Annotated in this window: 18 protein-coding genes; 6 read left to right on the forward strand and 12 right to left on the reverse strand. The window is 35.3% G+C overall.

The features are described 5' to 3' along the window. Window positions 1-112: 112 nt before the first annotated feature. From AB669_RS21420 to AB669_RS21430, 3 genes are read right to left on the reverse strand one after another with little or no spacing between them, the layout of a single operon-like run. Window positions 113-637, reverse strand: a complete 525-nt coding sequence (locus AB669_RS21420; RefSeq protein WP_053058267.1) for an HAD family hydrolase — start codon at window positions 635-637, stop codon at window positions 113-115. Beyond that, window positions 634-1947, reverse strand: coding sequence for a DNA-processing protein DprA (locus AB669_RS21425; RefSeq protein WP_053058268.1), 1314 nt, complete (start codon window positions 1945-1947; stop codon window positions 634-636). Before AB669_RS21425 ends, AB669_RS21420 begins: the two co-directional genes overlap by 4 nt. 3 nt (window positions 1948-1950) lie before the next feature. Continuing rightward, the gene (locus AB669_RS21430; RefSeq protein WP_053058269.1) at window positions 1951-3474 is read right to left on the reverse strand and encodes a ComF family protein; all 1524 of its coding nucleotides are present in this window, start codon (window positions 3472-3474) and stop codon (window positions 1951-1953) included. Window positions 3475-3624: 150 nt separating this feature from the next. On the opposite strand from AB669_RS21430, the gene AB669_RS04575 reads away from it, so the two are divergent. Beyond that, window positions 3625-4248, forward strand: a complete 624-nt coding sequence (locus AB669_RS04575) for a recombinase family protein (protein WP_047798130.1) — start codon at window positions 3625-3627, stop codon at window positions 4246-4248. Between the two features lie 407 nt (window positions 4249-4655). Here the strand turns inward: AB669_RS04575 and AB669_RS04580 are convergent, their stop codons facing one another. Genes AB669_RS04580 through AB669_RS04600 form a run of 5 tightly spaced genes read right to left on the reverse strand, consistent with a single transcriptional unit; the run spans window position 4656 to window position 6251 of the window. Next, window positions 4656-4991 (reverse strand): hypothetical protein, encoded by a 336-nt coding sequence (locus AB669_RS04580; protein WP_047798131.1) that lies wholly within the window; start codon window positions 4989-4991, stop codon window positions 4656-4658. Between the two features lie 29 nt (window positions 4992-5020). Continuing rightward, window positions 5021-5260 carry a hypothetical protein gene (locus tag AB669_RS04585; RefSeq protein WP_047798132.1) on the reverse strand — a complete coding sequence of 80 codons (240 nt, stop codon included), beginning with the start codon at window positions 5258-5260 and terminating at the stop codon, window positions 5021-5023. A gap of 12 nt (window positions 5261-5272) precedes the next feature. Then, entirely contained in the window at window positions 5273-5614 is a 342-nt protein-coding gene (locus AB669_RS04590; RefSeq protein WP_047798133.1) for a hypothetical protein, read from the reverse strand. Further along, on the reverse strand, window positions 5614-5808 hold the full coding sequence (locus AB669_RS04595; protein WP_047798134.1) for a hypothetical protein: 195 nt from the start codon (window positions 5806-5808) through the stop codon (window positions 5614-5616). The genes AB669_RS04590 and AB669_RS04595 overlap by 1 nt, the downstream gene beginning before the upstream one ends. Beyond that, window positions 5805-6251, reverse strand: a complete 447-nt coding sequence (locus tag AB669_RS04600) for a hypothetical protein (RefSeq protein ID WP_047798135.1) — start codon at window positions 6249-6251, stop codon at window positions 5805-5807. Before AB669_RS04600 ends, AB669_RS04595 begins: the two co-directional genes overlap by 4 nt. A 306-nt stretch (window positions 6252-6557) precedes the next feature. Between AB669_RS04600 and AB669_RS04605 the strand changes: the two genes are divergently transcribed. Further along, the gene (locus AB669_RS04605) at window positions 6558-6821 is read left to right on the forward strand and encodes a helix-turn-helix domain-containing protein (protein ID WP_047798136.1); all 264 of its coding nucleotides are present in this window, start codon (window positions 6558-6560) and stop codon (window positions 6819-6821) included. A gap of 37 nt (window positions 6822-6858) precedes the next feature. Here the strand turns inward: AB669_RS04605 and AB669_RS04610 are convergent, their stop codons facing one another. Beyond that, window positions 6859-7734: a hypothetical protein gene (locus AB669_RS04610; RefSeq protein WP_047798137.1), complete on the reverse strand. Its 876-nt coding sequence runs from the start codon at window positions 7732-7734 to the stop codon at window positions 6859-6861. A 1190-nt stretch (window positions 7735-8924) separates the two neighbouring features. Between AB669_RS04610 and AB669_RS04615 the strand changes: the two genes are divergently transcribed. Continuing rightward, complete coding sequence (locus AB669_RS04615; protein ID WP_047798138.1) at window positions 8925-9251, forward strand: hypothetical protein; 327 nt, start codon at window positions 8925-8927, stop codon at window positions 9249-9251. Between the two features lie 17 nt (window positions 9252-9268). Here the strand turns inward: AB669_RS04615 and AB669_RS04620 are convergent, their stop codons facing one another. Further along, complete coding sequence (locus AB669_RS04620) at window positions 9269-10603, reverse strand: site-specific integrase (RefSeq protein WP_047798139.1); 1335 nt, start codon at window positions 10601-10603, stop codon at window positions 9269-9271. Between the two features lie 526 nt (window positions 10604-11129). Between AB669_RS04620 and AB669_RS04625 the strand changes: the two genes are divergently transcribed. Beyond that, window positions 11130-12284, forward strand: a complete 1155-nt coding sequence (locus AB669_RS04625; RefSeq protein ID WP_156166673.1) for a hypothetical protein — start codon at window positions 11130-11132, stop codon at window positions 12282-12284. A 107-nt stretch (window positions 12285-12391) separates the two neighbouring features. Next, window positions 12392-12667, forward strand: coding sequence for a hypothetical protein (locus AB669_RS04630; RefSeq protein ID WP_047798141.1), 276 nt, complete (start codon window positions 12392-12394; stop codon window positions 12665-12667). On the opposite strand, the gene AB669_RS22310 is transcribed toward AB669_RS04630, so the two are convergent. Further along, window positions 12664-12816, reverse strand: a complete 153-nt coding sequence (locus tag AB669_RS22310) for a FeoB-associated Cys-rich membrane protein (protein ID WP_197082349.1) — start codon at window positions 12814-12816, stop codon at window positions 12664-12666. The genes AB669_RS04630 and AB669_RS22310 overlap by 4 nt on opposite strands. 147 nt (window positions 12817-12963) lie before the next feature. Between AB669_RS22310 and AB669_RS04635 the strand changes: the two genes are divergently transcribed. Beyond that, window positions 12964-13278 (forward strand): hypothetical protein, encoded by a 315-nt coding sequence (locus tag AB669_RS04635; RefSeq protein WP_047798142.1) that lies wholly within the window; start codon window positions 12964-12966, stop codon window positions 13276-13278. Between the two features lie 66 nt (window positions 13279-13344). Here the strand turns inward: AB669_RS04635 and AB669_RS04640 are convergent, their stop codons facing one another. Beyond that, window positions 13345-14769 (reverse strand): hypothetical protein, encoded by a 1425-nt coding sequence (locus AB669_RS04640; protein WP_047798143.1) that lies wholly within the window; start codon window positions 14767-14769, stop codon window positions 13345-13347. Between the last annotated feature and the right edge of the window lie 75 nt (window positions 14770-14844).

Genomic DNA, 14844 nt, shown 5'->3' on the forward strand with positions numbered 1-14844 from the left:
GAGTATATAAACACATTCGTAAGAGTTAATATCGTCTCCAAACAAAGATAGAGAATTTAGCTGAATCAGGTATTACTTCCCACCGAATGTTAAGGTGCAGATCTAAACCCTTTTACTCACAAATTCCATGGAATGTTTTAATCAGGTCAAACATAACGGAAGGACTATTTGCAACATATGTGGGACTGGCTGACAATAGATTGCTGGTATCCCTACTACCCCAGCTGCAAGCAATTGACGTAACATTTGCTTTATTTGAAGAAACGATATCATGAGCACTATCCCCTGCGGAAATCAATGACTGTGTATCTAATTTAAAATCTCTTATTAATTTTAAAAATGGCTCTGGGTGGGGTTTAATCAATGGTCTTACATCATGATAGCAAACTGTGCCAGAAATTTCCCATTTACAGCGCTCGATAACTTTTGAACAATAAGTTGATGGTGACATAGTAATAATAAAAACGTCAACACTATTTTGGTTCAACAGATGAATAAATTCATCTATACCAGCATAACTGTTCAATTTCTTTACTCCCTCATAAGCAAATTGCCATGAGCCAGCACGTCTTAAATGTTCAATACTACTCGTATCTATCAAAGTTTGGTCGAGATCAAAAATCACAGCCTTTTTCATAATAATGTAGGTTGTTCTTTATCTTCAACCTTCTTTTCTTTTTTTGTGCTCGGGGATTTGAGTAATTTCGGTAACACCTTATTAAATTCACTTAATGTTTCCTCTAAAAGAATCAATTTTCTTTTAACAGTTTCGAGCTCTTCACTCACTTTTCTAAATTCACTTAGAGTAACAAATTTATCTGGAACAATTTCATTTACTGGAATCGCAAGCTCACTACCTTTAGCTTTAGCTGGCAACATCTCATCATTCTTAACTGAAGCTTGCACCTCCGTCTCATCTGCAGTGAAATCATTCGAAACGTTACTTAATTGATCTAAAACATCGATATTAGCTTCAATCTTAGACCTCTCCTCAAGAACAGCAGAGAAGTTTTTTCCTTCATCAGATTTTGTTATTATCACATTCGGATTTAAAAGTTTAAGATAGGAATAAATCTGATTTTGATTTGATAATGGAATTGCACCATTGTTAACCAAGTACTGTGTTCCCTTTGTTTTTGGATGATCCCGCAGATTTTCGGGGTGTCCAGATAAACAAGCAATAGGAATGTTTATGTTTTTAGCAAATCCAACTGTATGCATTGTTCCACCTTTGATATCTGTTTCGAGAACTATCAACCCGTCACTTAATCCACTTTGCAGTCTATCTCTTTGAACAAATGATTGCCTGAACGCTTTCGCTCCAGGTTCATATTCGGAAAGTAAAGCACCATCTGCCTCAAGAATACGTTCAGCGAGAGCAGTATTTTCTTTTGGGTAGATTATATCAACCCCATTTGCAAGAACACACACTGTTTGCCCACCTACATCAAGAGCACCAAGGTGACCTGCAGAATCACAACCGATTGCTAAGCCACTTACAATAGAAAAACCATGGTCAGCAAAAATACTTGCCATCCGCCTACCAGCTTTGATACCAAATATACTTGGCTCACGTGTCCCGATGACTGCAACTGAACTTTCAGCATTAATAGCAGCGAGCGAACCCTTATAGTAAATAATGGATGGATAGTCGTTTAATCGCTTAAGTCTAATGGGATAATTTATGTCATTACAGCTCAAAATTTTAATACTTTTTCTCTCAGCAGTACTCATGATCATTTCGGAATTCGAAAAGGCATTTTCAAGATCACTTATATTCGGAATAGGTAGTTTCGAATTGTAAGATTTCAGCTCATTGATAGCATCCAATAACTCTCTAAGATTGGAAATTTTATATTTTATATTTGCATTTATATATTTCACTGAAACTTGACCAAACTTTGGCGTTTTCAAAAGCGTTATGATGTGTTCTGTTGATAATGACATCTATTATGTGGTTTGTGCTAAGGCGAAACAATAAACTTTGCTCGCACCAGCGTCTATTAATAATTTTTTACATGCAAGCAAAGAGCTACCAGTCGTGGTAACATCATCCAGTAATAATACCTGCTTTCCGCTCAAAAGTTCAGAATTAGTGACTCGTAATGAATCTAAATGAACTTGCACACTACGTCTACCCCCGTGTGCCGCTTTGGCAATCGAAGTATGCCGAACTATGCAATTCGTAAAATCTATACCTTTATTTGCTGCAGCTAATTTAGCACAAAGCTTCCGAATACCTGTTGATAATTTATCTTTATCGCTGGAAGGAACATAACATATGCACTTCTCAGTATCAGATAGTATTGTATTCAACTTGCCGAAAAAATATTTCATTGCTTCTTCTTCACTTTCTTTAAGACGCAAGATCCTCTGGCTAAATTCGTCAAAATTTGGATTTTTAACTTCCCTGAAAACTTCCCAATACCTATGATATTCTCCCAGATAAGATATTCTGGAATCATCGTCATAATCCCCAATTTTAAAAATCTTTTCTAAAGACTTCGGAGGAACAATAGGTATTTTTTTCGCTTCCGTTTCTAAAGTACCGTTACCAACAACAACTTGTCTTCCAATAAACTTGAATTTTTTATAACTTTTGTTTGTCATGTATCCAGACAAGAGGTCACCTATGAATTCTGCTTTATAGGTTGCAAATTCGTTGTCAGTTACAATAAAGACTCTATCATTCATGATCTTCCAAATAACTCCACTCATTTCTTTGCCAGATTTCACAGATACCAATCGGACTTTCCCGTTAGGCAGAAAACTTGCAGAGCGTTGTATTACAAAAGCTTGTTTAACATACTCTTGACTTAATGTAATATCCCAATTCGTATTGACCAAATTTTGAATTGTTGGTATCTTCTCCACTCTGGAAGATTTATTTAGGATAGTGAATTCAAAATCCCATGATAAACCGTGTATGTTCTTCGCAGTACCTTTAATTGAGTTTCCATTGAACTCTCCAATGTAGTGAATGTGAGCATCATTGAAGAAAATATGCAACTTTTCGTCAATTATTTGCCATTTGCTGCTAATTTTTTTACGATTATCAGTTCTAAATTCTCCATTGGAGACAAAAACGGCTACATCGGTTCTTAGATTGGGATCATTTTCTATAAAATTCCACTTATTTATGAATAAGTCAATCATTAAATTGCTTGGTTCGGAGATATGGTGTTCCGAATCGAGGAATTTTACCATCTTGAAACTCCAACTCTCATTGAGTTGATTTTTTGCCTGTCCACTTATGACATTTTCAAAAAGCTGCGTGCCAGTGTAGGAAGAATATCCATTATAAAAACTTAGTATGAGCCTATCATTTTGAGACCGCCAATAATGTTTATGAGGAATGTCGGAGAGAGTAGAATATGATAATACTTCCCCAAATCTGGTGAAATGCAAATAGCAATCATCCAGACCTATGTTTTTTTGTGGAATCAGTTTCCACCAAGAATTAATACTAATCATGAGAGCGTTATTTATGGCGTAATATACAAATAGATTTTTATTTGTGTAACATATTAAACCATGACCTAATTAGCAACAGGATTGATGATGAAAACTTGCATATAAGCAGAAAATGTTGTATTTTTAGTCTATAATTAAAAACACAACAGAATGAGAGTAAAATACAACCGTGTAAGTACTGCAAAACAAAATGGTCAGCGTTTTGAGATCGACAAAGAACAGTATGATTTGACGTTACTTGATAATGTTTCAGGTAGCATGGCGTTTAAAGATCGCCCCAAAGGAAAAATCTTAACTGATTTGATAGAGGCTGGCAAAGTAACTGAAGTCATTCTGGAGGATTTTTCAAGGATTGGGCGTAATACAGGTGACGTAATTTCCAATATGGAATGGCTTGAGGAAAAAGGAATTAACATTACAGTCAGAAACCTGGGACTGCAAAGCAGACCAAATGGAGAAAGAAACCCAATTTGGAAGATGATAACATCAGTAATGTCATCGATGTATGAGATGGAGTTACAGAATATCAAAGAAAGAACTTCTGCAGGAAGAGCAATGTACATACAAAAAGGAGGGTTCATTGGAAGACCTGTAGGAACAACAGAATCACAAGCTGATTTTCTGAATAAAGAATCGTCTGTTCAAATTTTAAAGCAGCTTAAAAAGGGTAAAACCGTGCGTGACATCAGTAAGATTTTAAGCTTGAGTACAAGTACGATTATGAAAGTAAAACGAGTTGACAAAGAATTAAATGAGAAAAAAGCAAGAAAATAACCTGGTTATAACTCCCTTATTCGGCTCGGAAACCTGGACATAACCCATCTCTTATTAATCGCATATCGCTTTCTGAAATTATTTTTTTTAGGATTTTCATATCAATTTGCCCAAAAAGGTGTTAAATGAGCTTCACATTATCTAAATAGTGGATACATCTTCAATGCAAGCATAAAATTTGATTTTAGAATTTTGAGCGAAACCACCCCCACACCTCTTATTCCCATATACGATACACCACCCCCCACGATTGGTACTCCCTAATACACGCCAGGTACCCCCCATAACGAAACCCCTGTCCGACCAGGCTCAAAACAGCCCCAGGTAAATTCGCTCCAGAACTTTTGAAATATGAATTTTTGTAAAATTTTTCGGACCAAAGTTTCACTAAAAAAATTAGGTAGCTATTAAAATAAATTACCCGATACGTAATAGCTCGCACTATATCTTAAATCGAGATTAAGTTCTTTAAAGCTCGTAAATGCTGCGGTAAACCACTTTTTATCTTTAGGATAAGAATTGAATTGCTCGTAAGTTTTAACGTCAAAATACTCGTCATTTAATGTTGCTTCTATCCCATAAATCCCAAGTGACTTCGCTTGCACCCGCTGAAGAACAATTGAGAAATCTGCTTCTCCAAACGACACCATCGATGAGTTCTCGATATCTGGAGTTTTTTTGAGCCCATAAAAAATGTGATTATTCAAGTAAACATGCTTCAACTTTAACTGTGCTTCGGTCATTGTTTAATTTATGAGTGGTGGAACAATTATTAAACTTTCATGGAGATATTCCTCAACCCAAGGTAGTACCCCAGCAGATAAGTATTGCATTTCTCAGAAGACACGTTAGTTAAGATGTTCTCAGTTATATCGCGTTGCGAATTGAGTTGCTGCAAACGGTAACTATCTCCATCCCTTACAACAGACCACACAAAAGGTTTTTCCAATTGGTTCAGAATTCCATTCAGTTTGTGGCAAAGCATATTTAGCTGTCCATGACTTATTTCCATCGATTTGTTTTATTAAAATATCCCAAGAAACTTTTTTCTTCTTTGCGACTCTGCAGGAGAATTATCAAATGTAACTGGTAACCCATCAATTTTAAGGTTAATTAAGGCAGTTGCATAGCCTAACAAATAAGCGTAAGCCTCGTCAACCTCGTAATCGAATATCATTTCTATATCCTGACCTGTATTGATATTTTTAGACCAAATAGAAGTAAATCGTCCATCAGGTCTGCATCTAAGAATCCACTCACTTCCAAGCTCCAAAAGTTTTTTGTTTACATCCTCCTTCAAATCGTGAAGGTTTATGTGAGTGTACTTGCTATATGGTGGCGGTGTCGAAAATGGCTTGTAGTGCATTACCTGAAACCTTTTAACGCTTCGTCCGCTAACATATAAGCATCCGATGCCTGTAACTCCAAGTCTAAACCGAAAAGTCCACCATTATGCCTTTCTTCAGCTGGTAACCTACTTATAAAGATTTGCACTGCCAAGTATTGTCTAACAGTTAACTCATTCAATTTCTCTTCTCCTGTAATTGGTAATCTTCTCATATAATACTTAAATATTGTAAAATTGGTTTCATTAACGTTACTATCACATAACCTAAAGGAATAATTATGAAGACGATATAAAGCAACATAATCCAAAGGGTAAAAATTATATTGCCCCACTTGGTTGAAAATATACACAACCCAAGTATTACTGGAACTCCAATACCCACCCACCACTTACCTGCTTCGCCAAATATGTGATCCTTTCCGAAGGCACATACAACTAATGCTAAAAGCAGAAACAATCCCAGAAACATTGCAATAGGCAAGACGAGTTCTACCATAAGAAAACCTCGAACAGATTCGAAAAAATTAGATATCGGATTAGATGAATGCTTCGTACTGAAAATGTCTACGATAAAATCAGATCCCGACCCTAAAGTCGTTTTTTTATTTGCTACAGGTTGTGATTGCGTTAGGTGTGAAGGAACAAACTTTTTCATACATCTACATAAAATTAATCACCTTGATTGGAATAAGACATTTCAAGCAACCGATACGGTTCAGTATTATCGTCAAAGTCGCACTCAAGAATAGTTTATAATCTTGAACCTTCGATTGGTAAAGTGTATCTGCAGTTGGCGATGAATCACTTCCTTTATTATCGATATCATGTTGTTGACATAAATAGCAACAAGATAGCAGAAGTACGATTAAGGGCAATTTAGATTTCATATGAGAGAAGTAAAGTACAAAAATAGGGATTTTAATCCCTATATACAACTTAAGCTTTTCTTTTTATTAGCGCCATGCAAAGAGGCGGTCAGCGTATAGGTGGTAAAAACAGGAGGAACGAGGTAGGAATCTCCTCTCTTGCACTTAACGTTAGAAGATACCGTAAGATGAGAGGCTTGACTATGACTGATCTTGCGAATAAAGTTGAGGTTGACTATTCGCAAATATCCAGAATTGAGAGAGGTGTAGTAAATGCTACAGTTTCGATGATATTTGATATTGCCAAAGTTTTAGATGTGAAACCTCAGCAGCTGATTGAGGAGTTTCCACATCTTTAACTATATAGCGAGCTAGGAGCTCGCAGATTACACTATACTACTGAGAATCTGGATGGATGGTAACTTTATATTGTTTTTCTTCCATATGCCATATCATTGAGTAACTAAAATCAAGTATTTCATGGCGATTGCTCGAGCCACCTATTAAAAATTCAGATATTATCTCACCAATAGCGTTGCTTGATAGGTGCTCCAACAAATTATTGAAATAACCAGAATTACTCATCACCATATATTGCTTGTTGCCAAAAGTTATGATCTTACCGTTTTCAACTGGCATTTGGCAATCATGTTCTGCAGTGGATTGAGTAAGAGATGAAACTTCGTCAATTTCATCTCCCACGTATGGATTGGATTGGTCGTGACTTAATGCGCTGGTAAATCCGACCATCAATTCACTATCAACATTTATTAAAAGTTGAGAATTCCCCATCATTGGATATAGAGGATGATCAAAACCATTTTGAGGGCGTTTTCCAAAATCAGAGTATTTTTTACTTTTCACAATACCTTTATCTGTGCAGTACTTTTTTACCCATTTAGGAACATCCATGTTTGTGGAATTGTAAAAAAGCTGAAAATCACTCTCTTTATCGCATTTTTTCCCATATGGTTTAACGAGAAAATAAGAATTACTTACCCTACCAATGCAATATTTGCCATCGGTATCAAGTATTAACGCAATGCGTAGGCTTGAAAGAATTTTAGTTAGGATACCAGAGTTGATACCCAATAAGTTCGAGTAGTTTCTAATATTAATCTGAATCTTTGTTTCACGATTTATCTTCCAAACCAGAAAGTAAATTTTATTCCTGTGCTCTTGAGTGTTTTCACTGAAAACTTTATCGATTGTTATCTTAACTGTGTTTGGTATATGAAGATATAATTCATATGGAGTTTCTGCTTGTTTCATAATCCTACTATTATTGCTCTCAACTTCTTAACTTCCTTCTCACAAGAAGCAAAACTGATACATGGCTGAAGTTGAGAATGAGCCATGCACCAGCATAATGATAGTGAAACTATTTAAGCAAAGAATTTAGAATTGTTTCATTGATTCTAAAGTAATGCCTAAACAAAAAAAATCAAGTGTATTTGTTATTTTTTGAAACTATATATTGGAGCGTAAATTCTGCAACTATTAAGAATAATGCTTCATGCTACGTTAAGTGCTACATTAAGCTTTTCGTTTTATGTTACGTTCGGTAGTACGTTAAATACCACATTAAATACCACATTAAGCAGTACCATAATTAGTATTAGATTTATTCTTAGAATTAGAATAAGAGATATAATGTATTACATACATTATATACCTGCAGAAGAAAAATTGAGATGAAAATTTATAATAGTTATTCGAGTTGAATAGTAGATTTTGATACATCTATATTAACCGATAACAATGGAATGTATTTAACGCATTGAGTTTTGCTTTAATGTAAGAAGTCATTAAACTCTGCAGGTTGAAGGATATTTGCAAAGGTTGAGATAGTATTTCTACAGTTCGATAAACTACATTGAGTTATTGAATTAAACTGAATCTATCGTAACTGAAATTGAAACATTAAGAGTTATCGTTTCAACCATTCGTAGTTAAATATTAAATAAGATAATTTTTCAACTAAGTAATAATCTTGAGGGCGTAGGTTAAATATTATGTAGATACTATACTAAACCAATGGTTAGCAACTTATCAAGTTCTTTCATAACCTTTCAATGAAGATAATCATGTTTCGTTATAGGTATCGTACACTTCGATGGTTAAATTATTTTTATCGATTAAGGATTCCCAGTATGAGGTGCTGAGATTGATATTTCTATTTTCAATTTGGACTTTCAAAGGGTAACTGTGTCAATATAGATCTTTTAAAATTTTTCAAGTTAGGAATTACAACTACCCCCCCAGTTCCGTTCACCCCCCCAAAGAATCTATTCAAACCACTTGACCTTTCCAGCGTTGCCAATACGTTAGTATTGCATCCTATCGTGCAGGGTTGGCGAAGTGTAGTAACCAACCCTTTAATAGTTTACTTAAACTATCAACTAATTCACTATAAGATAGTTATGTTATTAAAATTGAATTGTAATCATTATATTTGCAGAATGGAACACTTGAAAATACATAAAACAGTCTTTCAGTTTAGATCGAAGTTGATGCAAAGCTTAGCACCATCATTGATACAGTATCTCAATGAGGTTGAAGCACTGGAAAAGGAAAATGAACGATTGAAAAAGTCTGGTGATGTAGTTACCATTCTTAACAAGTTACAAGCAGATTTACAGCCTGTGGTGCAGTTTCACACTTCACCCCATCCAAACTTACCCAAGCAAAAGAAATTGTCTAAAAAGCAACAAGAACAAGCCAAATTGGATGCTCACATTCAGATGCTTGATAGGCTGGCATTTGAAGAAATTAAAAAGGGAACTTAACAGCTCCCTTCAACGTTTTAAAAATTAATCTTCTTTCTTGTATTTCCGAAATCCAGCTTCAACTTTCCACGAAGATAGGTGACTGTCTGGCTGAAATCTGAGTGCCTGCAATGATTTTGTAATGCTTCTTGAACCTCATTAATTGGTAAACCACTTTGCATTAAGGTATGGTAAAGTTTAATTACACCACTATGTTTCAATGCATACATATTCTTATCAACGTATGCACCATCATAGTCTGTTTTGAATCGTTCACGTGTGTCAACAAAATGCAGGGTGAAGGTTGCATAATTGTATGGTATCGTGGTATCAATGTTGTTTGTTATTAGGTAATCATCTTTGGTAAATCCGTTAGGAAATTTATACTTCATCCATTTCTTTAAAATAGCAACTAAAGCATCTGGAATATCAACGTTGATTAAGTTTTTATTAGTGTATTTCTTTGCTGACTTAGTTAGCTTTGGTGGTATCGTGAAACGTTCCCGACCTTCTGTAAAGTCTACCATCCAGCACTTCAATCTTAACAGTTCCGACTTACGAATAAACCCATAATAAATAATGGCACTGCTGGTGTAAATGGCTTTGTCTATCGCATTTTCACTATCTTTTAATACATCGAACCAAGTATTAAATTCAAACTCACTCCAAGGCTCAAATCGGTCAAAATCACCATCATCATCTTGTTCAATTTTCTCACTATCAGATTTGATTTTAACACCAATTGTTGGATTGTTTTCAATCAAGTCTTTATCGATTAACATATTGAAGAGAATTGCAATTCTGGCTTTGGCTGCACTGCAGGTTGATGCTGACCATCTCGCTATGTCACCACCTTTAGATGCATTGAAATGTCTTTCAATGAAGTTCTTTATGTCAATTCTGGTAACCTTACGAATATCATCGTCCTTGCCTATTTCAACCAAATAAGGTTTGAAAGAAGTACGTAGCATCGTTGGAATTGCTCGGGCTGCTGCTTCTTTTCCTTCGCTCGGATCAATCCAACCTTTATCTTCTTTTAGCATCGTAATTGCATCATCGAATTTAATACGGTCATCGATTTCTTGCTGCCATGCAGCAAGCTTTATACGCTGCGTAGCTTTCCGATTTTCCAAGCTGAGCTTTGGATCAACTCCAGATTCAAGGTCACGTTTAACCAGATTTAAAAGCGTTGTTGCAAGTTCCATTCTTCTCTCAAGGTCGGGTTCTTTTTGCAGAGAAATCTTATAGTTTTTCAAACCATATTCTTTCCTACGTTCAAGTTTTCCTGCTTCTGTTAGAAGGTAATAAGACACGTACCATTTGTTGTTATCGGCAGTATTTATGCTTAGTTTTTTATAGTTGAGTGCGGTCATTTAATTTTGTCCCTTTTTTGTCCCTTTTTTAAAATTGTTCGTTTAATGAACGTAAAGGTATAAAAAAAATACTAACCAAATATTTATGGCACAAATATGAATCTATTGTATTAAGAACAGGTTAAGCCAGGATTATTTATATCATCGTTTTTTCGAGGTTACTGAGCGATCAATTTCACAGAATTCACAAAATAAAAAAAGGTTACAACAATCGCTGTTGTAACCTTTATCTAAATTAACGCTCTCAATCTTTATGATTGTGATGCAAGGCTCTCACCCCTTGCAGTCACAAAATTAACACTTTCTTTCTAATTCACAATACATAAATAATTTAAAATACCTTTTTTTTTCAAAAAAAAGTATTTTAATGTTAAATCAGTATCAATCCGGGCTATCATTGTTAACATAAAAAAATTGTTGCTTTTACGTTAAGTATATGTAAATTTAATATAACCAAATATAAAGGGAATTGAAAACAGGGGTAAGCATATATTTTTTTAAACGCATTTTATTTATCTGCTTTATAATGATGAGTATAAATGTTTGTGCTCAAAAATATTCGTTTGACTTTTACGACGGAACTTTCAATTTTGAAGTACCCAGCGGTTTAAAGATCACTGTATCTACTGGCGCATCTGAAAGCGGGATAAGGGATTTTTACAGCAAAATAACTACCAGCGATTATCTTTCGCTGGTAGATGAACTCAAGGATTATCAAAAAGAGCACAAATTAAACGACTGGATCTATTATCAGCTCATCCGGAAAACGGCAGAGCAGATTAGTCCGAAGGCCGAGAATTATTTCAGGTATACACTATACAAATGGTTTTTGTTAGGCAAATGCGGCTATGATGCCAGATTAGCTGTAGGGAATAATCAGGTTATTTTTTATGTCAGAAATAATGAAGATATACGCGATATCCCCTACTTTGTCATCGATGATCATAAGTATACCTGCTTAAATCATCATGATTACGGGAAACTATTTAAGCAGGCGGATAGTTATAAACCCGTCGACATTATAATCCCTGAAGCAAAAGCGGCATTTTCATATAAAGTAACGCGTATGCCCGACTTTAAACCTGAAAGCTACGGAGAGAGAGCGCTTGCCTTTAATTTTAAACATAATACCTACCATTTCAAATTGAAAGTAAGCGACGATGTTGAAACCATCTTTAAAAACTACCCTGGTGTAGATTTTGAAAGTTATTTCAATATTCCTCTGAGTAGAGAAACCTACAGTTCGCTGATTCCAACATTGAAAGAAAATATCAGATACATGGACCAAAAGAAAGGTGTTGATTATTTAATGCGCTTTACCAGATATGCCTTTCTATACGAGAATGATGATCAAAACTTTGGAAAAGAGAAACGTTTATCGCCAGAGCAAACCTTGGGCAATACTTATAGCGACTGCGACGACCGTGCGGCACTATTCTTTTACCTGGTTAAAGAAATTTATAACTTACCAATGGTTGCCCTTCTTTATCCAACACACCTCACTATGGCTGTTCAATTTGATAAGCCAATCGGGGAATTTATTGTTTACAAAGGCAAAAAATATTCTTACTGCGAACCTACCCCTCAAGTACAGGACCTGAAGATCGGCCAGCTATCGTCTAAGCTTAAAAACATTAAATTTGAGGTGGTTTATGCCTATGAACCACAGGCTAAACGTTAGCAGGCTTTAATGTTAAATTACCATTATCAATAGGTAACTAAATTGTTAGGCAAATAATCGACGGCTTATTAATGGTACTTTAGATGGCAATTTAAAATGTCAACCCTATGTCGGCGATAATCTATTCTATATTAAAAGAATTTTATGTTGAAGTTCATGGCCACGCAGTTAAGGCCAGAATAATGTCTCCGATCAATCATCCGGATACATTCGTATTTCAAACCAGCTTATTCTACAAAAGTAATGCAGAAGCAGATGCATATGAGCCGGCTTCAACATTTAATTCGTATGCTACCGCCGAGCGTCATTTGCTGCAGTACCTTGAAACTTTCCAAAATGCCCTGGATTTAGGAGGTGAAGTTGCCAAAGGAACTGCCTTCTAAAGGTTCTCCTTATCGGCGTCCTCCGCCGGCGTTTCAGATTGAAGTACTTCTTCTTCAAACTCCTTTTTATCCTTCTGGTTCCTTTTAATCAAATAAATGAGTAAAGCGGCAACCAAAATCAGCACTGCAATAATTACAGGATAGTTCATATTCTAGTGGTTTATCTAAGCATTCTCTTTGTAAGTAATTTACGTTAAATATTTTAGATGTTAACAGTCATTCACCGTGTTAACATAATCATAATATTAATTTAATCTTTTGATCATTTACCTTTGCGTAAATCCTAAAAGAGTTAAATGAAAAAGCACAAAACTAAGTCGAAGAATATTTCGGCGAATAAGAAAGCACGTAAAGAATTAGAATCAAGATTAGCAGTAGCATTTAACGAAGTTCTCGCCCCGTTTGGTAAAGCAAAAAAAACAGATAAAGTGATTGAGAAATTTGCAAAACAACTTTCTAAGAAAATTTCGTTAAAGCCAATAGATGATTCGATTACTCCCTTTTTAAAACAAGATGTTGTTGAGGAAATAATAGTAGTAGAAAGCCCTTTAATAGATGAAGCTCCCAAAGCTTCCGGAAGAAAAACAAAAACTGCGAAAACAGTTTCATAAATAGGTACTTAAACAAAAAACGCCAGAATTGCTTCTGGCGTTTTTTGTTATATAGGTTTTGTAAGATTATTTTACAACACCTGGAGTGGTATATGCTAATGATTGAGGATCGAAATGAGCCCAGTTAGCAGTCCAGTCTGTTGTACCAAAAGCACCTTTAAATGCTACAGTTTTATCAAAGTTAGCAGCTAGTTTAGCATTAGTAAATAAAGCACCTGTCGCAGCACTAGAACCAGTAGCTAAGGTAAAGTTCGGTCTTCCGATTTTCGTAGAAATATCAGATGAATATTTATATGCATCTACAAATGTTGCAGCAGTGATATCTGCTGTATTAAAAGTGTTAGCAGCAGTTAATAATGGATTGATAATTGCAAGTGTAGCAGAATTTGTTGCTTTAACTTGGTTTGATTTACCATTTGAATTAAAAATCAAGTTATTAGCGAATACTGATGTATTGGCAACTAAGTTACTTGAAGAATTAACTGTTGATGGAGCGGCCGGTCTCTCATCATCATAGAAAATACCTTCTGTGTAGTTAGCAAAAACTGAGTTGAAAATGCTAATCGCTGAATTACGACGAATTTGAGCACCATGTTGAAAGTTTGCATTCACTGTTCCTTGACCCACAGGACCTAAAATAGTCATGTTTGAGAAAACTGCTGAAGTCTGAGGAGTAGCATTACTTCCAGATGAATTATTATCAGATTCGAAACCGTTAGAACCAGATACGTCGGCTGTCACAGATAAGCGTTGAGCTAATCCAAACTGTACTTTTCCTGAGTATCCATTATCTGTATCAAAATCATCATCCCATGTATCAATTGCTAATAAATATGAACAATTAACTGCACCACCGAACCACTCGAAAGCATCATCACCTGAACGATACACTTCGATGTGATCAATAGTTGTACCAGACCCAACTGATCCAAAAGTTAAGCCGTTGATTTCATTATCAGGACTCAATGCAATTCCTGCATATTCAATACGTACGTATTGCATTACGCCTGAATTATCTGCATTATCAGTACCACCATGCTTACCTTTTTCAGTATCATCAGAAATACCTTCAATTGGCACTGATGTGCCTACGTTATTTATGGCTTTTCCTAATAGAATTACACCACCCCAATCACCTTGCGCACGAGCTCCCGCTGCAATACTTGAAGTAAATACAATTGGTTTATCGGCAGTACCAGCTGCATTTATTTTAGCACCTCTGGTGATAACTAAGGCACCTTTAGTTGCCTTATCCCCTTTAATAATTGTACCTGGAGCAATATTTAAAGTTGCATTATTTGTTACAAATACATTTCCTTTTAAAAGATAGATTTTATCAGCAGTCCAAGAAGTACTTGCAGTAATATCACCTTTTACCTCAACAGTATTACCGTCTACTGGTGGCGTGTAATCATCATCTTCAGTACTTTTAGAACAGCTTGCTAAAAAGACCATTACGCTCATTGCGCAAAGTAATAATTGTTTTTTCATTTTGTTTTTTTTACTTTCATCAAAAGTGTTATTATGGTATTACCCATGCGTTAACACTGCTTTAATTAATTATTA

The organism is Pedobacter sp. BMA (assembly GCF_001027745.1).
Classification (GTDB): Bacteria; Bacteroidota; Bacteroidia; order Sphingobacteriales; family Sphingobacteriaceae; genus Pedobacter.